Here is a 24,353-nt window from a genome sequence, read left to right as displayed (position 1 = left end):
TTTGCGGTGCCCCGGTTTTAGCCGGTCCGTCCGACAAGGCCAAGCGGCCGGCCGGACGGGAATGCTGTGCTCAGCAATTGGGCTCCGGGACGGCGGTGATTTCGATCAGGCGGGACTCCACGACCATGAAGCCCATATCGACCGTCAGCCGGGAGGCGATGCCGTTCGGCAGCATGTCGACGATATAGGTGGTCTGAGGCTCGGAATCCGTATCGGAGAATTCGAACAGGGTCGTGACGATGCGGCGGAGGTCGCCCTGAACCAGCTTGTCCGGATCGTCGAGTGATCGGCTGATCGGGTCGGGTGTCCCGGCCACAATGTCGGTGCCCCGCATCGGCGATGGGGATTCGCCATCGAACATCAGATAGTTCACAAGACGGGCGCCGTCGTTCCAGATTCGGTCGATCGCGTCCCGCGCGGCGGTGATCGGAAAGGTCGTTCCCTTCGGCAGAGGAAAGCTGACCTCGCGCGGCTTCTTGAAGGTTGCGGTGCCGCGGCCATCCTCGTCCAGCTCCGCGCGTCCGCTGATCGCTTCCTGCAGGTTGCCGCCGACCCGAACGGAGGATTCGAACTCCATCCAGCGCCCTTCCAGGTCCTCGCGGATCATACTTTCGGCATCGACCTCGATGGACGGGTTGTCGATGGCGCCCCCGCTCATCGTCAGCTGGTTCTGCGACGTCCAGGCCTCGCAACCGCGAATGACCGAGATGTCCATGCTGCCATCAACGGCGGCGATGTCGCCGACCCGGGTCTCCAGAAGATGCAGCGAGTAGGTGGCGGTGTAGGGCACCAGCCGAACCGGTTCCGCCGCTGCCGCGGACCAAAGCGACGATCCGGCAAGAACGAGGGCGGTTAGAAACGGCGTGGCAGATTTGCGTAGCATGGGGCTCCTGTCAGTTGCGGCGGCTCATCAGGCCGCGGGCGATGACCTGGGCCTGAATTTCGCCGGTCCCTTCGAATATGTTCAGAATCCGTGCATCTACAAGGACCCGGGAGATTTCGGTTTCCTCGGCATAGCCGATCCCGCCGTGAATTTGCAGCGCATCGTCGGCCGCCGCCCAGGCCGCCCGCGCGGCGACCAGCTTCGCCATGCCCGCCTCGACGTCGCAGCGCCGTCCGGTATCCTTCGACACCGCGGCGAAGCGAGTCAGTTGCCGGACGATTTCGGTCTCGGCCGCCATCAGCGCGATCTTGTCCGAAATCCGGGGGAAGGAGATCAGCGGCTTTCCGAACTGCTTGCGGGTCGTCGCGTAGTCGATAGCGAGCCGCAGCGCATTGCGCGCCACGCCGACCGCGCGAGCTGCCGTCTGGATGCGCGCGGATTCAAACGTCGCCATCAACTGCCGGAACCCTTCGCCTTCGCTGCCGCCCAGAAGGTTCGTCGCCGGCACCTCGAAATTGTCGAAGGCGATGTCGTATTCCTTCATTCCGCGATAACCCAGCGTGCGGATCTCCCCGCCGCGCATGCCCTCCGCTGGGAAGGGGTCGGCAACCGTTCCGCGCGGCTTTTCCGCCAGCAGCATGGAGACGCCGCGATGATCCTTGCTGCCTGCTTCGGTCCGGACCAGCAGCGTCATCAGATCGCTGCGCCCGCCATGGGTGATCCAGGTCTTGGCCCCGGAAACCTGATAGACCGGCCCCCGGCGGACGGCGCGGGTGGACAGATGCGCCAGGTCCGAGCCGATATCCGGCTCCGTGAAGACCGCTGTCGGCAGGATGGCGCCGGACGCGATACCCGGCAGAAACCGTTGCTTCTGCTCTTCCGTGCCGGACTGTCCGATCAGTTCGCCCGCGATCTCCGGCCGGGTCGCCAGAGACCCCGTGGGCAGGTGATAGGAAGACAGTTCCTCCGTCACCGCGACCATGGCCCGTTTCGACAGACCCAGCCCGCCATAGGCTTCCGGGATGGTCACGGCAAAGGTACCTAGTTCGGCAACGCGATCCACGGTTTCGTCCGGAATCAGCGCGTCCTTCAGATGCCATTGGTGACAATGCGGTGCGATTTCCGCCTCTGCGAAGCGACGGTACTGATCGCGCATCATGACGATGTCTTCGTCATCGTCCGCCGGGTCGCTGAATCCGTGCCGGGCGATGGCGAAGGCGGTCGCGGCGCGGATCTCCGGAAGGTCGGCATCCTCGATCAGTGCCTGCACCACCGGGTCCGCGGCGATTTCCGCCGCCGCATCGCCCAGACCCAGCGCGGCGGGGCGGGCGATTTCGGTCTGGCTCATCGGCAGGCCATAAAGGATACGGGCAAGATACTCCGCAAATCCGATCCGCAGGATTCCGGCCTCCACCGGGCCCATGCGGTCGCTCTCCTCCAGCCGGCCGGCCCAGGCATCCAGCGCGGTCAGTCCGGCGATATGGGATACCAGCCATGCGGTGCCATGGGCACGGTGCTGGGCGTGTTCGAAGCGAAGCGCGTCGACCTTGCCCGTTTCCGGATCGGTGCAGTGGGCGTGCAGTGCCCCGATTGCGCCGGTAGCGAGGGCTTCCAGTCCGGAGAGGACGGTCTGTCGGGTTTCGGGGGTAATCACGGTCGCGCGTCAGTCCCGGAACGGGGCCGGGCGGCCGCCATGGCGGGGGCTGTGCGCATTGCGGGTGCCGCGATTGGCGCGCGGCTGAAAGGACAGCACATTCTGGGCGTCACGACCGTCGACACGCGGCGGACGCTCGGCCTCCGCGCGCTCTGCCTTTTCGCGCGCCGCGTCGCGGGCCAGGGTCAGGCCTGCCTGTTCGACAACCGTATCGCCATTCATGGGAAAGGTGGCGTTGAAACCGCCATGCCGATGGCGCACGAGGGCGGCGGGTTTCCGCCCGAAAATCCAGAGGTCCGCCATGCCGGATCGTTCCTTCGTCAGGCCAAGCACCTATGGCCGATAGATGGCACGCGCGCGACGCGACCGCAAGGGGTGGGGCTTGCCGGACGACCGGCGCAGGGGGTATCAGGGGCGCAACCCCTAGAGGACTGCCGCCCTTGGATATCGTCGTCAACGTTCTGCTGCCGGTCTTCGGCATCGCCGCGATCGGCTATGCCGCCGCCCGCATGGGCTGGTTCACCGAATCGGCGGAATCCGGCGTGTCGAACTTTGTCTTCAATTACGCCGTCCCCTTCATGCTGTTCCGGACAATCGCCACGACCGATCTGCCGGATCGGATGCCCTGGGACCTGTTCGGCTCCTATTACCTGCCGGCCTTTACCGTCTACGGGCTGGGAATGGCGATGGGGCGGTATCTGTTCGGGCGGGATGCGATGGGGGCGATCCTGACCGGCATGGGCAGCGCCTTTTCCAATACGGTGCTGCTGGGCCTGCCGCTGATCCTTCTGGCCTATGGCGAGGCTGCGGCCCTGCCGTTCTTCCTGATCCTGTCCGTGCATGGCCTGATGCTGTTCACCGGCACGACGATCATGCTGGAACTTGCCCGCAGCGCCGGGAACGGACTGGCCGGCGTTCCGGCACAGGTCATGCTCGGCCTGGTCCGAAATCCGATCCTGATCGGGCTCGGCTGCGGGCTGGCCGCCAATCTGGCGGGGTTGATTCTGCCGACCCCGGTTGCCCGGATCGCGGAAACCTTCCAGGGGGCGGTTCTGCCTTGCGCCCTGTTCGTGCTGGGCGCATCGCTGAAACGCTATGGCGTCGCGGGTCGGGTGGTTCAATCCCTGGCGCAGGTGTCGCTGAAGATCGCGATCTTTCCGGCACTGGTCTATCTTGCTGGAACATTTATCTTCGACCTGGATCCGGTCTGGGTGCAGATCGCGGTCATAACCGCCGCCCAGCCGACCGGCGTGATGGTCTATCTTTTCGCCCAACGCTACGGCACCGCCCAAGCTCTGGCCACGACATCGATCTTCCTGGCCACGGTCGGGTCGGTGTTCACCTCCTGGGTGATCCTCTGGCTGTTTAGCCTGTAGTCGTTGCACGGCGCGCGGGCCCGGCGTATAAACAGGCCATGAACACGACCTTCTCATACGGGCGCCCGATCGTGATCGGGCGAATTACGGACCCGGCCCCCCGCGATTGACGCGGCTGGGGGTGCCGGGCGTTTGCCGCTACCCGTATCGAGAAGAGGTTTCCCATGTTGACGATGTTGCGTGCCGAGGGCCGAGAGCCCCGGCTGTCGCCCCGTGTTTCTCCGACCGTTCAGACGGCCTGTTTTTCCGTGACCGCCGATGCCGATCCGGGCATGCTTTCCCGGGTCCTGGGGCCCGTCGCAAAGCGCGGCCTGGTCGTCGACCGGGTCAATGCCCTGCGAGAGGAGGGCAGCGATCCCGTATTGCTGATCGACATGCAGGTCAGCGGCCTGGACGATCAGGGGCGGGATATCGTGGCGGCGGTCCTGTCTCAGACGGTCGGTGTCCGGTCGGTGTTGGTTTGTGACAAGAGCGCCGGTCGCGCCGCCTGACGGGTCCTCCAGGCATTTGCGGTTCGGCTCAAACGGATTGGACCCAAGAGGCCTTGGTCTGAAAGGGAGCGCAGTTCCACAGTGGCGTATCTGGACAGGATTGCGGCCTGCAACAATGCCGATTTGGCGCGTTACAAGCCGCTCTATGGGCGGGGCGCTCGGATCGGCTGGGTGCGCGAGGATAAGCTCGACCTGCTGGGCCGCTTCCCGGCTGTGTTTTCCGTCGCGGAGTGCCGGGTCGATCTCGCCCTGACGCTGAACGATTACGACACGGCGACCGAGGCGCTGGACGGTGCCTTGAGGGATCTGGCCGCAGACGGCCATATCCGGGCCTGGCGGGGGGAGCGATATGCGGTGGCCGCCAAATTCGGGGCCGAGCCACTGATGGGAATCGAACGTGCCGCCTGTGCATTGCTGGGCATACGGTCCTGGGGGTTGCATGTGAACGGCTATGTCCGGCGGGCGGACGGGCTGCATCTTTGGATCGCGGAACGGGCGCACGACAAGCCGACCTATCCTGGCGAACTGGACAATACGGTCGCGGGCGGCCAGCCGGAAGGCATGGGGCTGTTCGACAATCTGGTGAAGGAATGCGCCGAGGAGGCATCGATCGGCGCGGATCTGGCCCGCCGAGCGGTGCCGGTCGGTGCGATCTGCTACCGGCATGAGGCGACCGACGGTCTCAAACCGGACGAAATGTTCCTCTATGATCTGGAACTGCCAGAGGATTTCATCCCGGTCCCGTCGGATGGCGAGGTCGCGGCGTTTCATCTGATGCCGGTCGAGGAGGTGATGGCGATCGTGCGCGATACGGACAGGTTCAAGTTCAATTGCGCCGCGGTCCTGATCCATTTCTTTATCCGGCACGGGTTGCTGGATCCGGACACGGAGCCGGACTATGCCGCGCTTTGCGCCGGTTTCAATCTGGGAAGCCCGCCCGTGCCCTGACCTCGGCAGGTGACAGGCCGGCCTCGCGCATGGCCTGAAGGGTCAGGGACCTGTCACGTTTGGCGAAACGGCGGCCCTGATCGTCGGTCAGTAATCCGTGATGCCGGTATTCCGGCTCCGGAAATCCCAGCAGCGTCTGGAGGACACGGTGGATATGCGTCGCATGCAGCAGGTCCTCGCCACGGGTCACCCGTGAGACATGCTGCAGGGCATCGTCCACCGTCACGGCAAGATGATAGCTGGTCGGCACGTCCTTCCGCCCCAGCACGACATCGCCACAGCTTCCCGGCTGCACGGCGATCTTTCCCCTGTCGATATCGATAAAGGTCAATGGACCAGCCATGCGCGCCGCGCGGTCCATGTGGATACGGATCGCGTGGGGTTCACCCGCTGCAACCCGGTCTCGCGCCTCGGTCGGGTCCATGTCCTTGCAGGTCCCGGGATACAGGGGGCCGTCCGGTCCGTGCGGTGCGCTGGGTGCGGCATCAATCTCCGCCTGGATCTCCTTGCGTGTGCAGAAGCAGGGATAGGTCAGCCCGCCTTCCTCAAGAACATGCAGGAACTTGTCATAGAGCGGAAAACGGTCGGACTGGCGCAGCACCGGTTGCGGCCATTCCAGGCCCAGCCAGGAAAGATCTTCCAGAATGCCGGTCTCGAATTCCGGACGGCAGCGACCTGTATCGATGTCTTCGATGCGCAGCAGGAACACGCCGCCAATCGCTGCTGCCTCGCGGGCGGCAAACAGGGCGGAATGGGCATGACCCAAATGAAGTCGCCCGCTGGGGCTTGGCGCGAAACGGGTCGCTTGTCGAATTTCCGGTTGCATGCGTCTGGCGTAGTTTGGCGGTGCGGGGTAAGTCAAGTGGATGGACAAACCCACCCTCATCCGTCATCTCGACGCCGTTGCCGAACGCGATCCGCAGGTCGCGGACGGTCTGTCGCTGGTCGGTTATCCGGAACCGCGTTTGACCGACCACGGTTTCGCGACATTGATGAACATCATCATCTCGCAGCAGATTTCCCGCGACGCCGCGACTGCCATCCGGACCCGCGTGGATGCCCTGTATCCCGATGGCGACGCGCGATCCTTCCTGACGTTGAGCGACGAGGATCTGAAGGGGGCCGGCCTGTCGCGCCCGAAGATCGTGTACGCGCGTGGGCTCGCGACGGCGATCGCCGACGGGTCCCTGAACCTGACGGCGGTGGCTGAAATGCCGGATGACGAGGCGGTCGCCGCCATTGTCGCGCTGAAAGGGTTCGGACGATGGAGCGCGGAAATCTACTGCATGTTCGCATTGCGCCGGGAGGACATGTTTCCGGGGGAGGATATCGCCCTGCAGGAGGCGATGCGGCGGCTCAAAGGGCTGGAAACCCGACCGACGGCAAAGCAGGCACGCGCGCTTGCCGAATCATGGTCGCCCTGGCGCACCGCCATGTCCGTCTTCCTGTGGCACTACTATCGCGGGGCGCCGCAAAGCTGAGGCCCCCCTGCTTGGTCATTCCCCTTACTGCGCTTCTCCTGCGCCGCTCATACGGACGGCCGTTCGGATAGCAGAAACTCCACCGTCAGGGGCCGATCCGGTCCGCGTTTGGTCAGTTTGGCGGGCAGGGCGTCGCCAAAATCGCGCGGACACCATTCGCGGCAGGAATCCACGGTCAGGCCGGCCCGGGCGAAGGCGCTGAGATGATCTGAAAACCGGTGGGGAACGGTCGGTATGCGGACCTCCTGATCGCCGTCCCGAAAATGCGCCCCGATGCCCGCATTGGCCAGATCAGGGTGAATTTCCACGACGATGATCCGCCCGCCCCGCCGCAGCAGCCGGCGTGCTTCCGAAAGCGGCGTCGCAGGGTCCTCGACATGTTCCAGAACGAGGCAGAATACCGCCAAGTCGGCGCTTCCGTCCGGCAGAGGAACGGGGGAAGTCAGGTCGTGGCGGAGGAGGCGGAAATCCCGGCCCCGGGCCGCGGCCTGGGCCAGCATGCCGTCCGACAGATCCAGGCCGATGATGCTGCTCGCCCCGGCCTCTGCGAACAGGGCAAGGTTGCGGCCGGTTCCGCATCCGAACTCGACGACATCCCGTCGCGCGAAGTGGTCACGGTGCCGCTCCAGGATGCGCTGAGCCGCGAATACCATGGGGTTGTCATAGGCATCATAGCTTTCCGCCCACCGGTCGTACGCATCCCGCACCGGCAACTCGACGATGGTGGCTTCTGTCATGGTGGAAGGACCCTTTGATTCCCGGTTGATGCTGACAGGTGGGCCCGGCGATGCGTATGGACAAGACTGGCAACGGCGTTTGCACGCCGCCCCGCGATCGTCCAAGCTGCCACGGAAAATTCGATGGGCGACATTCACGACAGGAGGCAGACCATGACCGACGCACCGCTCACCGGCCCGGAACACGCTCCCGCAACGGGGGAGACACCGGACCGGCTGATCGTCTTTCTGCACGGTCTGGGCGCGAACGGAAACGATCTGATCGCGTTGGCGCCGATTCTGGCACAGGTTTTCCCGAAGGCCCATTTCGTCGCGCCGGATGCACCCTATCCCTGCGACCTGTCGCCGGTCGGGCGGCAGTGGTTTTCGATGCAGGATCTGAAGACCGACAGTCTTTTTAACGGGGTGAAGAAGGTTTCGCCGGCGCTGGACGCCTTTCTAGACGATCAGATGAAGCGGTTCGGACTGGGGCCGGATCGTGTTGCGGTGGTCGGGTTCAGCCAGGGCACGATGCTAGCATTGCACAATCTGACCCGCCGGGATCAGCCGGTCGCGGCGTTGCTCGGCTATTCGGGCATGCTGATCGCGCCGGGCGCGCTGGCCGACGATCTGACCTGCCGGCCGCCGACCCTGCTGATCCATGGAGAGGATGACGAGGTCGTGCCGGCGGAGATGAGCCGCATGTCCGGGGAGGCACTGAAGATTGCCGGATTCGATGTCGAGGTCGCCTTCTGCAAGGGCCTGGCCCATTCCATCGACGAGGCGGGATTGCGCCTGGGTGTCGAGTTCCTGATGCGCGCTTTCGGCGATACGCCGGTCGAGGGGGACGCCGAGGCCGCGCCGGATCAGGGCTGATCACGGTCGGGGCGCGTGAAAGTCAGCATAAAGTACCGGGGTGCTGTTATAATCCTGTCATCGAAACCGGTTAGACGGGAAGGGATCGATGCCGCGATGTTACAACAAGATGATAAGTAGCTGGCGCGGCCCACAAAATGTTGTGGCGATCACAGAATATGGGTAGATTGAGTCAGGCGATGTAGAAACCATCGTTCCGGTAAGGGAGATTTGGAGAGCGGCCATGATGACCGCCTTGGACAATAGCCCGGCCCTGGTACTGAACGCGGATTTTCGTCCGCTCAGTTACTTTCCGCTGTCGGTCTGGAACTGGCAGGACGCCATCAAGGCCGTTGTGGCCGATCGCGTGAACGTCATCTCGGAATACGAGCTTGAGGTTCATTCCCCGACCTGTTCCCTGCGGCTGCCCAGTGTCATTTCCCTGAAAGAGTATATCGCACCGGCCCGACGGCCCGCCTTCACCCGGTTCAATGTCTTTCTGCGGGATCGACTGGTCTGCCAGTATTGCGGCGATGCCTTTCCGGCGCATGACCTGACCTTCGATCATGTCGTGCCGCGCAGTCAGGGCGGCGTCACCTCCTGGGAGAATGTCGTGGCCGCCTGTGGTCCGTGCAATCTGGCCAAGGGCGGCCGGACCCCGCGTCAGGCCCATATGCCGCTGCGCCGCGACCCGGCCGAGCCATCGACATGGGAACTGCAGGAAAACGGCCGGGCTTTCCCGCCCAACTTCCTGCATGAGAGCTGGCGCGACTACCTGTACTGGGACACGGAACTGGAAACCTGATCGCGATCGTGTCTATCCTGCCCGGCACAATTCTACGGGCAGGAACCCATGCATCTTTCCGAAACGGATAAAAACGGATTGTCACGCTCACTCTGGGAGGCCACCGCCATTGCAGCCCCGGACTGCCCGCCGCTGCGTGAGGACCGGCACGCCGATATCGTCGTCGTCGGAGGCGGTTTCGCAGGCCTGTCGGCTGCCCTGCATCTGGCGGAGCGGGGGACCGATGTCTGCCTCCTGGAAGCGCAGGAGCCGGGTTTCGGCGCATCCGGACGGAATGGCGGTCAGGTCATCGCCGGGATCAAGCATGAACTGTCCGAGCTGACCGGGCTTGTCGGGCGGGATGCCGCGGAGAAGCTGATCGCCTTTACCGATCAGGCTGCGGATCTGACATTCGTCCTGATCGACCGGCTGGGCATCGATTGTGATGCGTCGCGCGGCGGCTGGGTGCAGGGGGCACACAGCGACGGCGCCCTGGGCGGGCTGAAGGCCAAGGCGGATCGCTTGGCGGCACGGGGCGCGGATGTCGCCTTTCTCTCCGCGACGGAAATGGCATCCCTGACCGGAACCGATTGGTATCGCGGCGGCTATCTGGACCGTCGGGCCGGAACGGTGCAGCCGCTCAGCTATGCGCGGGGCCTGGCCGCCGCGGCAATCAGGGCCGGCGCCGCGCTGCATGGATCGACCGCGGTCACGGCCATTCGCGAAACAGCCGCGGGATGGCGTGTCGAAACCGAAGCGGGTGCGGCGGTAACGGCGTCGAAGGTCCTCCTCTGCACCAACGGATATTCCGATCTGACGGGCTATATGCCGGCCATTGTCCGGTCTGTCGTCCCCTTCTACAGCTATCAGATCGCCACCCGGCCACTGTCGGACAACGTCCTGAAATCCTTGCCGGCGCAAGGGCTTGGCGTGTCGGAGACCCGCCGAATTCTGAGTTACTACCGCATCGATCGGGCGGGACGTTTCGTCCTGGGCGCGCGCGGCGCCCTGAACGGATCGCTCGCCGACCCGGCCTTCGACCTGTCGCGCCAGCGGCTGCGGGAGTTGTTCCCTCATCTTGCGGAGGAGCCGCTGGAATTTGCCTGGAACGGGCGCGTGGCGATCACGCCGGATCACCTGCCGCGTTTTCTGGAGGCCGCGCCGGGTCTTCACGCGGCGCTGGGCTGGAACGGCAGGGGTGTGGCGCTGACCGGCGCCATGGGGCCGGTCCTGGCGGACTGGCTGACCGGTACATCCGCGCGGGATCTGCCCGTGCCGGTGACCGCGCCGCGCCCGATTCCGTTTCATGGGGCGATGCGGCCGATCGCCGGTCTGGCGGTGATGTGGAAGAATTTTCAGGACCGCAGTGAACGCGGCCGGGTCACACCCGCTCGCTGAGCCAGATCGCGAGTTTCGAAGCCCGCTTGATGGCGGCGCTCAGGACCGGGTAGGCGGGGGCCTGCTCGGCACCGTGATCCAGGCCGATATCCCGGTGTTCCAGCTCTTCCAGCCGGAATTCCTCGATCGTGTCGCGCAGCTCCGCTTCACTGTCATCCAGGGCGGCCTGCTGTTCGCGATAGTGTTCGTCGATGACTTCCTCGACGGCCACGGTGCAGGCCATTGCCGCCTTTTCGCCCAGCAGCGCCGTGCCCGCACCCAGGGCGAAGCCGGCGACATGCCAGATCGGCTGCAGGGCGGTCGGACGCACCCGGCGTTCGGCGACAAGCTCTTCGAATTTCGCCAGATGGCGCTCTTCCTGTTCGGCCATATGACGCAGGATATCGCCCTTGGGCCCTTTGCCCAGAACCGCGATCTGTCCCTGATAGATGCGTTTCGCCCCGAACTCGCCGGCATGGTCCACGCGGATCATGGACACGAGGCTGCGGGGGCCGGTGCTGTCGCCCGGTAGATATTTCGGTCCCTTGCGTGTCCGGCTCATGATTTCCTCGCGGCGGCCCGAATCGCCAGCGCGCCCAAGGCGACCAGCCCCAGCGACAGGAGAAAATTATAGCCCGCCATGGATATGCCGAAAAGGCTCCAGGGCGCTTCGTCGCAGGACGGTCCTGTCGGCCCCTCTGACACCTTTGACAGGGCCTGGGAGAGATCGCCGCTTAGCGATGCCGTGCCGCTGCAGCCCGACGGGCCCGGCCAGAACTGGTACTCGACCCCGGCGTGATAGCCTGCGATGCCGGCGCCGACCGCCACGGCGATCAGTGCGGTGATGGCGATCAGCAGGGCCAGGGTCGGCCGTGCCTTGATCACCAGCGCCGCCAGACAGCCCAGACCCAGCGCGACCCACCAGGGCAGCCGCTGATACAGGCAGAGCTGACACGGCACATAGCCGAAAACATGTTCGAAGATATTGGCCGTGGCGAGTATGGCGGCGCTGACGCCCGCGATAACCGCCGGAAGCCGCTTCGGCGGCAGATATTTTGCGAGCAGAGCGTTCATACGACGTATTTGATCAGAAGGAAGCCGCCGATCAAGAGAATGAACCCGACTGCGACCACAAGGCCCAGCCGCTTTTCGATGAAATCGCGGATCGGCGCGCCGAACTTCCACAGCAGCGCCGCGACCAGGAAAAAGCGCACCCCGCGTCCGATGACCGAGGCGGCGGTGAAGGCCAGCGGGTCCAGCGACAGGGCACCGGACGCGATCGTGACCACCTTGTAGGGGAACGGCGTCATGCCGCCGCCCAACACGATCCACCAGCCGTTATCCGCGAAATCCGATTGCACCGCGGCCAGGGCATCCTGGGCGCCATAGAGGGCGACTAGCGGCTGCCCGACCGTGTCGAACAGGAAGAAGCCGATGCCGTATCCGGCGAGGCCACCCAGAACGGAGGCGATCGTACAGACCAGCGCGTAGCGGAACGCCTTCTCCCGCGCCGCAAGGATCATCGGGATCAACAACGCGTCCGGCGGAATCGGAAAGACCGAGCTTTCGACGAAGGACACCGCCGCCAACCACCAGATGGCGTGCCGGTGCGCGGCCAGGGACAGGGTCCAGTCATACAGGCGTCTGATGAGAATCATCGGGAAAATCCGGTTCCGGGGCGGCACATGCCGCTTCCCCTAGCCGATCCCGGACCGTCCGTCGAGCCCGTATGCCGGACGCCTAGTCGGTCAGGTCCAGCGTGTAGTCGAGCTTGTTGCCGGTATCGATTTCCATGAAACCGCCGGATTTGTATCCGCGGTCGGAACAGTTTTCGTCACCGTAAATGGTGAAGACCTCGTCGATGTAACAGAAATTGTAATCGTCGGTCCAATAGGTGACGCCGTCATGGCTTTCGCCCCGGACATAGTAATAGGTGTTGGACAGATCCCCTGAAATCACCTGGGCGCATTCGTCGTAGTCCAGGTTCCACCATCCTTCGGAAACCCATTCATCCCCATCATGATATCCGATGGCGACGGAGACCATGTCGAAGGTCTGGTTGCAGACCGTGAAGTCGGCTTGCGCACCGCCGCTGAATCCCGCAATCGCAGGAATGGAAACGATCGCTGCCGCTATATGTCGATACATCTCTCTGTCCCCGCATCTCTGGCCCGAGCATATAGTGCCGATAGTCTACTCTGGATTTTGACATTCGTAAGGATGTAACTGTTTGGGTCGCACTACCATTGCGGGGCTTGTGCCGGTCACGGAATAGAAAAGTCGGGCAAAATCCGGTGCGATCGCGATCTCCCATCCGGGATTTGGGGGTATCCTGCCCGCGACGTAGCCCCGCAGGCTTCTTGCACTGCGAAAAGCCTTCCGCTACAGAACCTCACGAGATTTTTCGGAAGCATTTCGGCGCCCGCCCCGCCCGTCGGCGGCGGCGGGCCAGTAAGGGTCCTTTCCCTTCCCGGGGCGGACCCTCAGCCCCAATCGAAAGGAGTTTCCTTCATCATGGCACGTAACAAGATCGCGCTGGTCGGCGCGGGGAATATCGGCGGAACGCTGGCGCTTCTGGCCGGTCTGAAACAGCTGGGCGACGTGGTCGTCTTCGACATCGTCGACGGCATGCCCCAGGGCAAGGCGCTGGATATTGCCGAGGCCGCGCCGGTCGAAGGCTTCGACGCCAAGATGATGGGCACCAACGACTACGCGGATCTGGCCGGGTCCGACGTCGTCATCGTCACCGCCGGTGTCGCCCGCAAGCCGGGCATGAGCCGCGACGACCTGATCGGCATCAACGCCAAGGTCATGAAGTCGGTCGGCGAGGGCATCAAGACCCATTGCCCGAACGCCTTCGTCATCTGCATCACCAACCCGCTGGATGTCATGGTCGGCCTGCTGCAGAAGGAAAGCGGTCTGCCGCCGCAGAAGGTCGTCGGCATGGCCGGCGTGCTGGACAGCGCGCGGTTCCGTTGCTTCCTGGCCGAAGAATTCGATGTCTCGGTCGAAGATGTCACGGCCTTCGTTCTGGGCGGCCACGGCGACACGATGGTCCCGCTGGTCCGCTACTCGACCGTCGCCGGCATCCCGGTTCCGGATCTGATCGAAATGGGCTGGTCGACGCAGGAAAAGATCGACGAAATCGTCAAACGCACCCGTGGCGGCGGCGGCGAGATCGTCGCGCTGCTGAAGACCGGTTCGGCCTTCTACGCGCCGGCCTCCTCGGCCATCGCGATGGCTGAGAGCTACCTGTTGGACAAGAAGCGCGTGCTGCCCTGTGCCGCCTATTGCGACGGCCAGTACGGTCTGAACGGCCTCTATGTCGGCGTGCCGGTGGTGATCGGTGAGAACGGCGTGGAACGGATCGTCGAGATCAGCATGAGCGACGATGAGAAGGCCATGTTTGACCATTCTGTCGACGCTGTGAAAGAGCTGAATACCGCGCTGGAAGGTGTTCTGGCCGGCTAAGCCCTTCGATGCCGGGACGACTCACTCCGCGAGGGTGAGCCAGTCCGGCATGGCAGGTTCCAGACGGGCGCCGCTGGCCTCCAGCGGCGCCTTTCTCTTGACCGGATCGACCCGCAGCAGGGCAAGACCGACCGGGCCTGCGATACTGTAGAGCGTGCCGGCGTCCTTGCCCTCTGACGTGATCTGGCTGCCTTCCTCCGGCGCGTCACCCTCGATCCGAACCGGCATCAGGCGTTTCTTGACCAGGCCGCGATACTTGGTTCGGGCCGTCAGTTCCTGCCCCATGTAACAGCCCTTCTTCCAGTCCACGCCGTGCAGTTCGGCGAAACCGTTTTCCAGCAACAGCGCCTTGTCCGGCTGCATGTCGCGGGCGCCGTCGGGCACACCCAGCGGAATTCTGTGGGCGTCCCAGTCGGTCTTGGCGACTTCGTTTGCGCCGAGTGCCGTCAGGGCGGCGCGCCCGGCCTGCTGCGGCGCGAGAAGCCGGATACCCATTTCCGGCAGGCGCGGGTCCAGATAGGCGAGCCCGTCGGCAAACGCGACAGTCGGTTGGTCGTCCGACAGGCCGATGGCCGACGGATCGATGTTCCAGGCGGCAAAGACCGACCAGGCGCCTTCGATATCCAGTTTCGCATCCGCCCGCAGAACGTAACGGCGCAGAGTCTTGCCCAGATCCATCATCCGGTCACCGCCCTCGCAATCCAGCAGCAGCCGGTCCTGGTCCTTCAGAATGAAGAAATCATGCCGGTATTTGCCCTGTGGCGACAGCAGCGCCGACCAGACGGGCCGCCCCGATTCGGCCTGGGTAACGTCGTTGCTGACGAGCCCCTGGAGAAAGGAAACGCGATCCGATCCGGACAGGCTGATCAGGCCGCGTTCTGTTAACTGGACGAAACTGGGCATGTAGGTTCGATCCTCGGTGTGACGGGTTCCGTTTTGCGCTTCCTCACGTAGGCGGCGGCAGGCCGGTTGGCAAGACGGGGTCCTAAGGCTATACCGCCTCGCCCCGGCTGAAGTACCGAAAGAATTCCGTCCGCGATGCGCCTGCTCTTCATCACATCCAACCGGATCGGCGATGCGGTCCTGTCGACCGGCCTTCTATCGCATCTGATAGACCGCGACCCGGGCATCCGGGTGACCGTCGCCGCCGGTCCTGCCTCAGCGCCGCTGTTCGGCGCGGTCCCCGGCCTGGAGCGCGTGATCGTTCTGCGCAAGGCGCGTTTCAAGGCGCATTGGTGGCGTTTGTGGCGGGCGGTTGGCCTGACCCGGTGGGACGTGGCCGTCGATTTGCGCCGTTCGGCGATTCTGGGGTTGGTTCGCGCCGGTGAGAAAATGACCGTCCCGAAGGCGGCCGGCATGGTCCACCGGGTGGATCTGCTGGGACAGATGATCGGGCGCGAAGAGGATCCGCCGCTGCCGAAGCTGTGGTGGAATCCGCCGCATGACGAAAACGCTGTGAAACTGCTGGGCGCGGAAAGCGGTCCGGTTCTGGCCGTCGGCCCGACTGCGAACTGGCAGGGAAAGATCTGGCCGGCCGAGCGGTTTGTCGATCTGATCGAGGCAGTGACGGCGCCGGATGGATGCCTGCCCGGGGCGCGGGTGGCGGTGTTCGGGGGGCCGAACGAAAGATTGCAGGCGAATCCGGTATTGCGGGCGATCCCGAAGGAGCGGCGGATCGACCTGGTCGGCAAGGCCGACCTACTGACCGCGGCGTCGGTGCTGCATCGCGCCTCTCTTTATGTCGGGAACGATTCCGGGCTGATGCACATGGCTGCGGCGGTGGGCGTGCCGACGGTCGGCCTTTTCGGTCCGTCCGAAGATGCGCTGTATGCGCCGCGGGGCCGCAATGCCATCGCCGTCAGAACGCCGGAATCCATGGCGGAGCTGATCGGATTTCCGGGATACGACCGGCATACGGTCGGTTCCCTGATGACCAGCCTTTCGGTCGATACCGTTCTGAACGGCGTTCGGTCGGTTCTGGGCGAGCAAGTCTGCCGCTAGGACATCAGCCCGTCGCCCAATAGGCGATGTCGTCTTCATGGCCGATCAGGGACAGTCCTTCGGCGACGGAACTGAAGCGCTCTCCGGCACTGACCTTGTCCTGACCGAAACGGTCGGTGAACAGTGCGTTGATTGCCGGTACGAAGGATGTGCCGCCGGTCAGGAAGACCTTGTCGATATCGCTGTCGGCCAAGCCGGATTTCATGACCGTCTCGTCGACGCGTTCTGCGATGCGCTTCACGTCGTGGGCGATCCAGGTTTCGAAGTCGCTTCGGGTGATCGTCTCGCAAAGCTGAATTTCGCCCAGATCCAGGGTCAAATCCGTGCTGTCCCGGTCCGATAGGTTGGCCTTGGCCGCCGCGACCGCCCGGGAAATTGCGAGACCCTGGTTGTGGTCGATGGCGTAGATCAGCCGTGCGATCTGTTCCGGTGCTTCCGACGCGCGGCGGATATCGTCCAGCTCGCGCAGGTATTTTGGGGCGCGCAGCAGGGTCATCTGGTGCCAGCGGGCCAGGGCGGAGTAATAGGACCGCGGCACCGGCAGGCGCTTGCCGTTCTCGCGGTAATGGGTTTCGGAACCGAAGTGCCGAACCAGTGCGTTTTCGATGATCCGGGCGTCGAACGTGTCGCCCGCGATGCCGATCCCGGCATGGGACAGGACTTCGGTCTTCACGCGGGACCCGGCCAGCCTGAAGCGGACAATGACGAAGTCCGACGTGCCGCCCCCGAAATCCGCGATCAGCACGGTGACATTGCTGCGGACCGTCCGGAAGAAGGAGAAAGCGCCGCCGATCGGCTCCAGCACGAACTCGAAATCGTCGATTCCCGCCGCCCTGAACCCGTCACGGTACCGTGACAGCGCCAGGTCTTCATCCGGCTTGTCGCCGTAGAACACGACAGGACGCCCGACAACGATGCGTTTCGGACCGTCGACGGCTTGGATGGCGTCGGCGATCCCGGACCGGCGCAGGAAGCAGGCAAAGATACCGGCGAGATCGAATCGTCTCCCGAAGATCGTCGTCCCGGCGAAGGCCGGGCTGGCGACGTGGCTCTTGAAGGACTGGACGTAACGGAAGTCTTCCGGATGGGCGGCCGCAAGGGAAATGGCCCTGGCACCGGTCTCCATGGCCAGTTCCATCGGCCCCCGATCATAGGTGGGCTCGAAGGCGATTACGGATGGATGTGTCTTGCGGGCATCCTCGCCGTCGCCCAGCGGCAGGGCCTCCAGCGCGTCCGCGTCCGCGGATTTCACCACGACGGTATTCGTCGTGCCCAGATCAATGCCGAAAGCGGTGGTGCGCATCGGGGTCTTTCAGTTCGTGAATCGGGGGGACGGTCAGGACCGGTTTTCGCGGTCCTGTATTTCCCGGGCCTTCAGATGAATCAGCAGGCTGTAGGACGCGGCGAAGAAGGCGAGGGCGATGCCGTAATAGCCTTCCTTGTAGCCCTTGCGGGCGATGTAGGACTTCCAGCCCCGGGACACGATGCGGCGCAGCGCCGCGCCGAGGCCGGGAACCTTGCCCTTGTCCACCGCATCCTGCGCCATCAGGTCGGTGTAGCGGTTCATCCGGTCGATCATGTCGGAAATGTTCCGGTCGACCAGATGGATCAGGCCGTGCTTCAGAGAGCCATGCTTCGGCCCGGTCTGAAGGGAGGGATGGACCCGCTCCGGCCCCCAGACCTTGTCGCCCCTGGAAAACAGGCGCGGTGCGCTGGCTGCGCCGTTATACGCGCCCCAGCCGTGGCGGACCTCCCGCCCGTCGATAACGTTTCGGATCGGGATCAGATAGAGGCCGTTCGGCGCGGTCTGGATATGGGCCCGTACCTCCCGGGCGACATCCGACGTCGCGCGTTCGTCGGCATCGACCTCCAGGATCCAGTCCCCGGTACAGGCCTCGATCCCGGTATTGCGCCGCGCCCCTTCGGATTCCCAGGCACCTTCGATCACGAGGGCCCCCGCCTTCTCGGCAATGGCCTTCGATCCATCGGTGGTGCGGTCGAGCACGACAACCAGTTGATCGGCGAAATCCAGGGACGCCAGACAGGCGGGCAGCATCGCTTCCTCATTGCGGGCGACGACCAGGCAGGACAAAGTCTTGCCGCTATTTTCCCGGGCTTCGGTCATGGTTGCTGCGTATATCGAAGATTCCGCAGCGCGGAAAGATGCGATTGCCCGTACGATTTGCCCGGGGGCGGACTCTGGTGTAAGCACAAACGACAAAGATCCATTCATGATCGACTTTCCGAAACGGATTCCCGAGCCGCTGCCGGCATGACCGAACCCGCGAATCCCAGATTGACCGACAGTCTCGTCGACGCGGCCCTGGTGCTTGCGGCGGCCTCTCTGGCCGCGTTGATCCACCCTCTGGCCGTGGCTTTCGCGGCCCTGATCTGCATTGTGACAATCCTGGCGCTGCGGTTTCGGCTGATCCCGACCCTGCCCCGCGCCATGGGGGCGGCGGGTTGGGTTACGCTGGTCTTCGGCATCTATGTAACGGCCAGCGCCGTCTGGTCGGTCGATCCTGCATTTTCGCTGATCGCGGCCCTGCCGCTGTTGCTGGCGGTCCTGTTTGCCGTGCCCTGTGTCATTCTGTTGGCGGCGCGCGGCCCCGGGATCGAAGCCAGCTGGCCGGCGCTTCTGACAGTCGCTGTCGTGGCAGGGCTGATCGTGTTCGAGGCGGCGTCGGGCGGGTTGCTGCGGCGGATGATACCGGGAGGACCGGGGCTGTTCGCCCTGCTGGTCGCCTTTCTGACGGTCATGATCTGGCCGATGGCGGCGCTGCTCGAGGTTCGGTATTCGTGGCGGGAAGCGCTGATCTGGATCGTTGCGGCCCTGATCGCCATTTTCCTGTCCGAACATCAGACGTTCCTATGGGCTGCCCTGATCGGCGTCGTCTTCTTCGCTCTGGCCTATGCATCCTCCATACTGGCGCGGGCACTTCTGGTTTTCGGTATCCTCACGGTCGGCTTCGGTCCTGCCATCCTGGCGACGGTCTTCGGGTCCGGGGGCATGGATCTTCCGGCACAGCTCGACCCCTATCTTGCCGCCTGGCCGGCCGCATTGTCGGTCTGGGCCGGCACCCCGATTCACGGAACGGGGGCGGGTACCGCGGTGCCGGAGATGCTGCAACTGCCGGGTCGAAATGTTGCCTTGCAGCTGCTGATCGGTACCGGTGCCCTCGGGCTCGTTCTGGCAATCTGCGCTGCGGTCACGATCGTCCTGCGGGCCGTCACCAGGGACGTTTCCGTCTGGCGCGGTGCCAGCGCCGCCGGTCTGGCCGGGTCGGCTTTGGCCATGGCGGTTTCCGGGCCCGGTCTATGGCAGCCCTGGTGGATCGCGGCCCTGGCGGTCGCGTCGCTTGGCATCGCGGGCGCCATTCCCGTCGCGGCATCCGGTGGTGCATCCCTGGGGTCCATCTTCGATGCCGCCAGAGAGGCGGAAGAGGAAGAAGAGGAAGACGACCTCTACCATTTCGACGATGATGAAGATTACGACGATTACGATGATGACGAAGAGGACGGCGAGTGGGATATCGACGAGGCCCGCGTCGACCGTGACGACAGGCCGCCCCGACCGGGCGCCGACGAGAAGCGTGACTAGATGAGCGATACGGTGAACCATTCGGTTCTACAGATCATGGCCGGCGCGGAGACCGGCGGTGCGGAGGCATTCTTTGTGCGCCTGGTCTGCGCCCTGCAGCGTGCCGGCACGCCCCAGCGGGCGGCGATCCGGACCCATGCGGCGCGCAAGGCGACACTGACGGAAGCCGGTGTGCCCGTCACCGAACTGCCGTTTTCCGGCAAGTTCGATCTGACGACGAAGAAAGAGTTGAAGAAGCTGGCCCGGGATTTCGACCCGGATGTCGTGCTGGTCTGGATGAACCGTGCGGCGCGGGTTGCCCCGAAAGGGGACTGGACCGTGGTCGGTCGCCTCGGCGGCTATTACAAGCTGAAGAACTACAAGCGTTGCGACCATCTGGTCGCCAATACCGAGGATATCCGGGAATACCTGCTGCGCGAGGGCTGGCCGGCGGAACGGGCCTGGTATCTACCGAATTTCGTCGACGACCGCCGCATGCCGCCGGTCGAAAGGGCGGCATTGGATACGCCGGACGGTGCGCCGCTGATGCTCTGTCTGGGGCGGCTGCATACCAACAAGGCATTCGACACGGCGCTGGAGGTTCTGTCGCGGGTGCCGAAGGCCTATCTGTGGATCGCGGGCGACGGCAGGGAAGAGACGGCGCTGAGGGATCAGGCATTGCGCCTCGGTGTATCGCAGAGGGTGCGGTTCCTGGGCTGGCGGGACGATGCGCCGGCGCTGCTGGCGGCATCCGATATCTTCCTGTGTTCCTCCCGTCATGAGCCGCTGGGCAACATCGTTCTGGAAGCCTGGGCGCAAGGCGTGCCGGTCGTCGCCGCCGCGTCGCAGGGGCCGACCCAGCTGATCGAGGACGGCAAGTCGGGCCTGCTGGCGCCGGTGGACGATGCGGATGCCCTGGCCAAGGCGGTGGATCGTCTGATCGAGGACAAATCCCTAGGCCTCGACCTGGCGGGCAACGGCCACAAGGTCTTCACGGAGCGATTCTCAGAAGGACCCGTCGTTGCGGCCTATCAGGAGTTCTTCGACACCATTCGGCGAAACGGCGGCTGAGCCATGTGCGGAATTGCCGGCATCATGACGCGGGACGGATCGGCCCCGCCGGAAGCGGCGCTGAACGCGATGATGGACGCGTTGAGCCATCGCGGTCCGGACGGCAGTGGACGCCATCATGGCGGCGACACGGTTCTGCTGCAGACCCGACTGGCGATCATTGATCTGACGACCGGCGATCAGCCGCTCTACGAGCCGGACGGCGCGGCGCTGGTCGCGAATGGCGAGATCTACAACTACGTCGAACTGCGGGCCAGGATGGAAGGGACGCCGTTCCAGACCGGGTCGGACTGCGAACCGGCGCTGTTTCTCTATCGTCAGATGGGGGACGCCTTCGCTGACGAATTGCGCGGCATGTACGCGATCGCGATACATGATCCGACCGAAGGCGGCAGCCTGATCCTGGCGCGTGATCCCTTCGGCATCAAACCGCTTTATTATGCCGAGACCGAGGTCGGCCTGATCTTCGCGTCCGAACCCGGTGTTCTGTTGCGGACCGGTTTGCTGGATGTCGCCCTGGACGAGGCGGCGCGGGACATCTTCCTGCAGCTTCAGTTCTCCTGCGGCCGGTTTCTGCCGATAGCCGGGGTTCGCCGCGTCCTGCCGGGCGAGACACTCGTCGCCCGTCAGGGACGTATCGTGGCCCGACGACAGCGACAGGCCCTGCCACCCGGTGGGCCGGAAAGGATCACGGAACAGGACGCGTTGGATCGTCTTGATGCGGCGCTTCGAAACAGCGTGCGCGTTCATCAGCGCTCGGACGTGCCCTACGGCCTGTTCCTGTCCGGTGGCATCGATTCCAGCGCCATCCTCAGCATGATGGCTGAACTGAACGAAACGCCGGTCATTGCCTTCACCGCAGGGTTCGATGATGCCAGCGTTCAGGATGAGCGCGAGCATGCCCGCATGCTGGCAAAGCGGGTCGGTGCGCAGCACGAGGAAGTGACTTTCGGGCGGGAGGACTTCTTTCGCCTGTTGCCGCGCATCGCTGCCGCCGTCGACGACCCGACGGCGGATTATGCGGTGCTGCCCAGCTGGACCCTGGCGGAGCGTGCAGCCCAGGACCTGAAGGTCGTGCTGTGCGGCGAGGGCGGGGATGAGCTGTTCGGCGGCTATGGCCGGTACCGGTCTGTACAGCGCCCGTGGTGGCTGGGCGGCAAGGCAATCCGCAGCCGCGGTGTCTTTGACCGGTTGGGCGTGCTGCACGATGCGCCGAACGGCTGGCGGGACAGCATCGCCGGGCGTGAGGCCCTGGACCGTCAGGCGGGCCGGAACCGCCTGCAGAGTGCACAGGCGACGGATTGCGAGGATTGGCTGCCGAACGACCTGCTGGTCAAGCTGGACCGTTGCCTGATGGCACATGGGCTGGAAGGTCGGACACCATTCCTGGATCCGGCCGTGGTGGAAGCCGCCTATCGCCTGCCGGACGATCTCAAGATCCGGGACGGCAGGGGCAAGTGGCTGTTGCGCCAATGGCTGAACAAGCGCCTGCCCGAGGCCGATTCGTTTGCACCGAAGCGTGGGTTCACCGTGCCGGTCGGCGCCTGGATTGCCGGGGACGCGGCACGGCTGGGACCGCTGGTGGCGCGGCAGGCCTGCATCCAGGAGATCGCCCGTCCCGACCGGGTCGAAGCCCTGTTCATGGCGGCGGCCAGGAAACGCGAAGGGCAGGCGGCCTGGGTGCTGCTGTTCTATGCCCTGTGGCACAAGGCCCTGATCGGCGGTGCGGCGATCCGGGAGGCATCGATACACGAAGCGTTGGAGGCGGCATGAGCGACGCGACATTGACCCTGATCCGGCCGGATGACTGGCACATTCATTTTCGCGACGGGGCGGTCATGCGTGCGGTCGTTCCGGAAACGGCCGCGGTCTATGCCCGGGCCATCGTGATGCCGAATCTCGTGCCGCCGGTTACCCGGGCGGAACACGCGTCCGCCTATCGTGAGCGGATTCTGGCGACGCTGCCGGAAGGGTCGTCCTTTCAGCCACTGATGACGGCCTATCTGACGGAAAGCACGGACCCTGACGATCTGGCGGCAGGCCACGAGGCGGGCATTCTGACGGCGGTGAAGCTCTACCCGGCCGGGGCCACGACGAACTCGGACGCCGGTGTCCGGGACATCCGCAAGGTCGATGCGGTACTGGCGCGGATGGCTGAGATCGGCATGCCCTTGCTCGTCCATGGTGAGGTCACCGATCCGGAGATCGACATCTTCGACCGCGAGGAAGTGTTCATCGAGCGGGTCCTGAAGCCGCTGATGGAACGCCAGCCGGACCTGAAGATCGTACTGGAACACATCACGACGCGGCAGGCGGCGGAATTCGTGCCGACCGGCGGCGACAATCTGGCAGCGACCATCACGCCGCATCATCTGGAGATCAATCGGACCGACATGTTCCGGGGCGGAATTCGGCCGCATCTCTACTGCCTGCCCATCGCCAAGCGCGAGGAACACCGTCTGGCCGTGCGTGCCGCAGCGGTCGGCGGTAACCCGCGTTTCTTCCTGGGAACGGACTCGGCGCCACATCCGGTCCATGCGAAGGAATCGGCCTGCGGCTGCGCCGGAATCTACAACGTCGCCTCGGCGCTTTCAGTCTATGCCGGGGTGTTCGAAGCGGAAGGTGTACTCGATCGGCTGGAAGCTTTTGCCAGCCTGAACGGCCCGCGCTTCTATGGCCTGCCGGTGAACGAGGACCGCATCACATTGAAGAAATCCGGCGTGACCATCGCGGACAGCCTGACGGCGGGGACGGAAACGATCCGCCCCTACCACGCCGGGGAAAGCCTGGACTGGACCGTCGCCGCCTGACGACGCCTAGCTGGCCTTGCCGTGCGAGAATTCCCAGTAGAGCTCGCGCGCCAGGTTGAACTTCGGTCCGGGCTGCAGGTCGCGGTCCTCATAGCGAATGACCGGCATGACCTTGCCGTAATTCCCGGTATTGAAGATTTCATCCGCGTGATAGACGTCATCGGCGGTCAGCCGGCATTCGACGACGGTCTCGCCCCGGTCGCGCAGAAGTTTCATCACGCGCTGCCGGGTAATGCCGTTCAGGAAACTGCCGTTGATCGCCGGAGTCTTGATCACGCCGTCCTTGGCGATGAACAGGTTTGCGGTTGCGAACTCCGCGACATTGCCCATCGGATCCAGCATGACGCAGTTGTCGAATCCGCGACCGCGGGCTTCCAGCAGCGCCCGGCCGGCATTGGGATACAGGCAGGAGGCCTTGGCATCGGTCGGCGCGGCATCCGGCATCGGCCGGCGGCGAGTCGACAGGCAGGCGGAGAACCCGCCGGTTCCCGGCATCGCCATCGGCGTCAGGGTCAGGGCAAAACGCGTCGAATCCGGGTTCGGCGCGACGAAACCGTCATCGGCCCAGAACAGCGGGCGGATGTACAGCGCCTCGTCGGAGGCGAACTTCTTCATGCCTTCGCGGGCGATCTCTTCGATTTCAGCCGCGGTCTTGGTCGCCCGCAGCCCCAGCGCATTGGCGGAATTGATCGTGCGCTGACAATGCAGGTCGAGATCCGGGGTCACGCCTTCGAACGCGCGGGCGCCGTCGAACACCATGGAGGAAAGCCAGACGCCGTGGGAGACAGAGCTCCATAGCGGGGCGTTGGCGTCGACCCATTGGCCGTCGACATAGGTAATTGCGCTGCTCATTTC

26 protein-coding genes are annotated in these 24,353 nt (G+C 64.5%); 13 read left to right on the top strand and 13 right to left on the bottom strand.

Annotated features, from left to right (window positions below):
• Positions 1-70 precede the first annotated feature (70 nt).
• From R8L07_03110 to R8L07_03100, 3 genes are read right to left on the bottom strand one after another with little or no spacing between them, the layout of a single operon-like run.
• Positions 71-883 (bottom strand): DUF1849 family protein, encoded by an 813-nt coding sequence (locus tag R8L07_03110; protein MDW3204507.1) that lies wholly within the window; start codon positions 881-883, stop codon positions 71-73.
• Positions 884-893: 10 nt separating this feature from the next.
• Positions 894-2,537 (bottom strand): acyl-CoA dehydrogenase family protein, encoded by a 1,644-nt coding sequence (locus R8L07_03105; GenBank protein MDW3204506.1) that lies wholly within the window; start codon positions 2,535-2,537, stop codon positions 894-896.
• A gap of 9 nt (positions 2,538-2,546) precedes the next feature.
• Entirely contained in the window at positions 2,547-2,840 is a 294-nt protein-coding gene (locus R8L07_03100; GenBank protein ID MDW3204505.1) for a hypothetical protein, read from the bottom strand.
• Between the two features lie 137 nt (positions 2,841-2,977).
• Between R8L07_03100 and R8L07_03095 the strand changes: the two genes are divergently transcribed.
• The 3 genes from R8L07_03095 (at position 2,978) to R8L07_03085 (ending at position 5,352) form a co-directional block, all read left to right on the top strand.
• Positions 2,978-3,913, top strand: a complete 936-nt coding sequence (locus tag R8L07_03095; protein ID MDW3204504.1) for an AEC family transporter — start codon at positions 2,978-2,980, stop codon at positions 3,911-3,913.
• Positions 3,914-4,077: 164 nt separating this feature from the next.
• Positions 4,078-4,404 carry a hypothetical protein gene (locus R8L07_03090; GenBank protein MDW3204503.1) on the top strand — a complete coding sequence of 109 codons (327 nt, stop codon included), beginning with the start codon at positions 4,078-4,080 and terminating at the stop codon, positions 4,402-4,404.
• Between the two features lie 81 nt (positions 4,405-4,485).
• Positions 4,486-5,352 (top strand): DUF4743 domain-containing protein, encoded by an 867-nt coding sequence (locus R8L07_03085; GenBank protein ID MDW3204502.1) that lies wholly within the window; start codon positions 4,486-4,488, stop codon positions 5,350-5,352.
• Here the strand turns inward: R8L07_03085 and gluQRS are convergent.
• The gene (gene gluQRS / locus R8L07_03080) at positions 5,324-6,178 is read right to left on the bottom strand and encodes a tRNA glutamyl-Q(34) synthetase GluQRS (protein ID MDW3204501.1); all 855 of its coding nucleotides are present in this window, start codon (positions 6,176-6,178) and stop codon (positions 5,324-5,326) included. The two genes, R8L07_03085 and gluQRS, sit on opposite strands and share 29 nt — an antisense overlap.
• Before the next feature lie 40 nt (positions 6,179-6,218).
• Between gluQRS and R8L07_03075 the strand changes: the two genes are divergently transcribed.
• The gene (locus R8L07_03075) at positions 6,219-6,833 is read left to right on the top strand and encodes a DNA-3-methyladenine glycosylase 2 family protein (GenBank protein ID MDW3204500.1); all 615 of its coding nucleotides are present in this window, start codon (positions 6,219-6,221) and stop codon (positions 6,831-6,833) included.
• Positions 6,834-6,880: 47 nt separating this feature from the next.
• Here the strand turns inward: R8L07_03075 and R8L07_03070 are convergent, their stop codons facing one another.
• Positions 6,881-7,570, bottom strand: coding sequence for a class I SAM-dependent methyltransferase (locus R8L07_03070; protein ID MDW3204499.1), 690 nt, complete (start codon positions 7,568-7,570; stop codon positions 6,881-6,883).
• A gap of 153 nt (positions 7,571-7,723) precedes the next feature.
• Here R8L07_03070 and R8L07_03065 point away from each other — a divergent pair, with 153 nt between their 5' ends.
• The 3 genes from R8L07_03065 (at position 7,724) to R8L07_03055 (ending at position 10,586) form a co-directional block, all read left to right on the top strand.
• Positions 7,724-8,425 (top strand): alpha/beta fold hydrolase, encoded by a 702-nt coding sequence (locus R8L07_03065; GenBank protein MDW3204498.1) that lies wholly within the window; start codon positions 7,724-7,726, stop codon positions 8,423-8,425.
• Positions 8,426-8,651: 226 nt separating this feature from the next.
• Positions 8,652-9,209: an HNH endonuclease gene (locus tag R8L07_03060; GenBank protein MDW3204497.1), complete on the top strand. Its 558-nt coding sequence runs from the start codon at positions 8,652-8,654 to the stop codon at positions 9,207-9,209.
• A 78-nt stretch (positions 9,210-9,287) separates the two neighbouring features.
• Positions 9,288-10,586, top strand: coding sequence for an FAD-binding oxidoreductase (locus R8L07_03055; protein MDW3204496.1), 1,299 nt, complete (start codon positions 9,288-9,290; stop codon positions 10,584-10,586).
• Here R8L07_03055 and R8L07_03050 read toward each other — a convergent pair.
• The 4 genes from R8L07_03050 to R8L07_03035 form a co-directional block, all read right to left on the bottom strand.
• On the bottom strand, positions 10,570-11,058 hold the full coding sequence (locus R8L07_03050; GenBank protein ID MDW3204495.1) for a demethoxyubiquinone hydroxylase family protein: 489 nt from the start codon (positions 11,056-11,058) through the stop codon (positions 10,570-10,572). The two genes, R8L07_03055 and R8L07_03050, sit on opposite strands and share 17 nt — an antisense overlap.
• Positions 11,059-11,123: 65 nt before the next feature.
• Positions 11,124-11,639: a disulfide bond formation protein B gene (locus R8L07_03045; protein MDW3204494.1), complete on the bottom strand. Its 516-nt coding sequence runs from the start codon at positions 11,637-11,639 to the stop codon at positions 11,124-11,126.
• Positions 11,636-12,223, bottom strand: a complete 588-nt coding sequence (locus R8L07_03040; protein MDW3204493.1) for a YqaA family protein — start codon at positions 12,221-12,223, stop codon at positions 11,636-11,638. The genes R8L07_03045 and R8L07_03040 overlap by 4 nt, the downstream gene beginning before the upstream one ends.
• Before the next feature lie 82 nt (positions 12,224-12,305).
• Positions 12,306-12,713 carry a DUF1036 domain-containing protein gene (locus tag R8L07_03035; protein ID MDW3204492.1) on the bottom strand — a complete coding sequence of 136 codons (408 nt, stop codon included), beginning with the start codon at positions 12,711-12,713 and terminating at the stop codon, positions 12,306-12,308.
• 366 nt (positions 12,714-13,079) lie between these two features.
• Between R8L07_03035 and mdh the strand changes: the two genes are divergently transcribed.
• The gene (gene mdh / locus R8L07_03030) at positions 13,080-14,036 is read left to right on the top strand and encodes a malate dehydrogenase (GenBank protein MDW3204491.1); all 957 of its coding nucleotides are present in this window, start codon (positions 13,080-13,082) and stop codon (positions 14,034-14,036) included.
• A gap of 21 nt (positions 14,037-14,057) precedes the next feature.
• Here mdh and R8L07_03025 read toward each other — a convergent pair whose 3' ends face one another.
• Positions 14,058-14,939, bottom strand: a complete 882-nt coding sequence (locus R8L07_03025) for a folate-binding protein (GenBank protein MDW3204490.1) — start codon at positions 14,937-14,939, stop codon at positions 14,058-14,060.
• A gap of 135 nt (positions 14,940-15,074) precedes the next feature.
• Here R8L07_03025 and R8L07_03020 point away from each other — a divergent pair, with 135 nt between their 5' ends.
• Positions 15,075-16,037: a glycosyltransferase family 9 protein gene (locus R8L07_03020; protein MDW3204489.1), complete on the top strand. Its 963-nt coding sequence runs from the start codon at positions 15,075-15,077 to the stop codon at positions 16,035-16,037.
• A gap of 4 nt (positions 16,038-16,041) precedes the next feature.
• On the opposite strand, the gene R8L07_03015 is transcribed toward R8L07_03020, so the two are convergent.
• Positions 16,042-17,340, bottom strand: a complete 1,299-nt coding sequence (locus tag R8L07_03015) for an Hsp70 family protein (GenBank protein MDW3204488.1) — start codon at positions 17,338-17,340, stop codon at positions 16,042-16,044.
• 33 nt (positions 17,341-17,373) lie between these two features.
• Positions 17,374-18,162, bottom strand: a complete 789-nt coding sequence (locus R8L07_03010) for a glycosyltransferase family 2 protein (protein MDW3204487.1) — start codon at positions 18,160-18,162, stop codon at positions 17,374-17,376.
• Positions 18,163-18,309: 147 nt separating this feature from the next.
• On the opposite strand from R8L07_03010, the gene R8L07_03005 reads away from it, so the two are divergent.
• From R8L07_03005 to pyrC, 4 genes are read left to right on the top strand one after another with little or no spacing between them, the layout of a single operon-like run.
• Positions 18,310-19,638: a hypothetical protein gene (locus R8L07_03005; protein MDW3204486.1), complete on the top strand. Its 1,329-nt coding sequence runs from the start codon at positions 18,310-18,312 to the stop codon at positions 19,636-19,638.
• Positions 19,639-20,688 carry a glycosyltransferase gene (locus R8L07_03000; protein ID MDW3204485.1) on the top strand — a complete coding sequence of 350 codons (1,050 nt, stop codon included), beginning with the start codon at positions 19,639-19,641 and terminating at the stop codon, positions 20,686-20,688. It begins immediately after the preceding gene.
• Positions 20,689-20,691: 3 nt separating this feature from the next.
• The gene (asnB, locus tag R8L07_02995; protein ID MDW3204484.1) at positions 20,692-22,461 is read left to right on the top strand and encodes an asparagine synthase (glutamine-hydrolyzing); all 1,770 of its coding nucleotides are present in this window, start codon (positions 20,692-20,694) and stop codon (positions 22,459-22,461) included.
• Positions 22,458-23,498 carry a dihydroorotase gene (gene pyrC, locus R8L07_02990; protein MDW3204483.1) on the top strand — a complete coding sequence of 347 codons (1,041 nt, stop codon included), beginning with the start codon at positions 22,458-22,460 and terminating at the stop codon, positions 23,496-23,498. Before asnB ends, pyrC begins: the two co-directional genes overlap by 4 nt.
• Positions 23,499-23,504: 6 nt before the next feature.
• Here the strand turns inward: pyrC and R8L07_02985 are convergent, their stop codons facing one another.
• Entirely contained in the window at positions 23,505-24,350 is an 846-nt protein-coding gene (locus tag R8L07_02985; protein ID MDW3204482.1) for a branched-chain amino acid aminotransferase, read from the bottom strand.
• Positions 24,351-24,353 lie beyond the last annotated feature (3 nt).

The organism is Alphaproteobacteria bacterium (assembly GCA_033344895.1).
In the GTDB taxonomy this organism is placed as follows: Bacteria; Pseudomonadota; Alphaproteobacteria; order UBA8366; family Aestuariispiraceae; genus Pacificispira.
Note: the sequence above shows the minus strand (reverse complement) of the source record. Positions and strands in the feature narration are given on the sequence as shown.

Bases quoted from the DNA above. Each gene is read 5' to 3' on its own strand.
- R8L07_03110 (MDW3204507.1), bottom strand. From the start codon at position 883: ATGCTACGCAAATCTGCCACGCCGTTTCTAACCGCCCTCGTTCTTGCC.
- R8L07_03100 (MDW3204505.1), bottom strand. From the start codon at position 2,840: ATGGCGGACCTCTGGATTTTCGGGCGGAAACCCGCCGCCCTCGTGCGC.
- R8L07_03090 (MDW3204503.1), top strand. From the start codon at position 4,078: ATGTTGACGATGTTGCGTGCCGAGGGCCGAGAGCCCCGGCTGTCGCCC.
- gluQRS (MDW3204501.1), bottom strand. From the start codon at position 6,178: ATGCAACCGGAAATTCGACAAGCGACCCGTTTCGCGCCAAGCCCCAGC.
- R8L07_03075 (MDW3204500.1), top strand. From the start codon at position 6,219: ATGGACAAACCCACCCTCATCCGTCATCTCGACGCCGTTGCCGAACGC.
- R8L07_03070 (MDW3204499.1), bottom strand. From the start codon at position 7,570: ATGACAGAAGCCACCATCGTCGAGTTGCCGGTGCGGGATGCGTACGAC.
- R8L07_03065 (MDW3204498.1), top strand. From the start codon at position 7,724: ATGACCGACGCACCGCTCACCGGCCCGGAACACGCTCCCGCAACGGGG.
- R8L07_03060 (MDW3204497.1), top strand. From the start codon at position 8,652: ATGACCGCCTTGGACAATAGCCCGGCCCTGGTACTGAACGCGGATTTT.
- R8L07_03050 (MDW3204495.1), bottom strand. From the start codon at position 11,058: ATGATCCGCGTGGACCATGCCGGCGAGTTCGGGGCGAAACGCATCTAT.
- R8L07_03045 (MDW3204494.1), bottom strand. From the start codon at position 11,639: ATGAACGCTCTGCTCGCAAAATATCTGCCGCCGAAGCGGCTTCCGGCG.
- R8L07_03040 (MDW3204493.1), bottom strand. From the start codon at position 12,223: ATGATTCTCATCAGACGCCTGTATGACTGGACCCTGTCCCTGGCCGCG.
- R8L07_03035 (MDW3204492.1), bottom strand. From the start codon at position 12,713: ATGTATCGACATATAGCGGCAGCGATCGTTTCCATTCCTGCGATTGCG.
- mdh (MDW3204491.1), top strand. From the start codon at position 13,080: ATGGCACGTAACAAGATCGCGCTGGTCGGCGCGGGGAATATCGGCGGA.
- R8L07_03025 (MDW3204490.1), bottom strand. From the start codon at position 14,939: ATGCCCAGTTTCGTCCAGTTAACAGAACGCGGCCTGATCAGCCTGTCC.
- R8L07_03020 (MDW3204489.1), top strand. From the start codon at position 15,075: ATGCGCCTGCTCTTCATCACATCCAACCGGATCGGCGATGCGGTCCTG.
- R8L07_03015 (MDW3204488.1), bottom strand. From the start codon at position 17,340: ATGCGCACCACCGCTTTCGGCATTGATCTGGGCACGACGAATACCGTC.
- R8L07_03010 (MDW3204487.1), bottom strand. From the start codon at position 18,162: ATGACCGAAGCCCGGGAAAATAGCGGCAAGACTTTGTCCTGCCTGGTC.
- R8L07_03005 (MDW3204486.1), top strand. From the start codon at position 18,310: ATGACCGAACCCGCGAATCCCAGATTGACCGACAGTCTCGTCGACGCG.
- R8L07_03000 (MDW3204485.1), top strand. From the start codon at position 19,639: ATGAGCGATACGGTGAACCATTCGGTTCTACAGATCATGGCCGGCGCG.
- asnB (MDW3204484.1), top strand. From the start codon at position 20,692: ATGTGCGGAATTGCCGGCATCATGACGCGGGACGGATCGGCCCCGCCG.
- pyrC (MDW3204483.1), top strand. From the start codon at position 22,458: ATGAGCGACGCGACATTGACCCTGATCCGGCCGGATGACTGGCACATT.
- R8L07_02985 (MDW3204482.1), bottom strand. From the start codon at position 24,350: ATGAGCAGCGCAATTACCTATGTCGACGGCCAATGGGTCGACGCCAAC.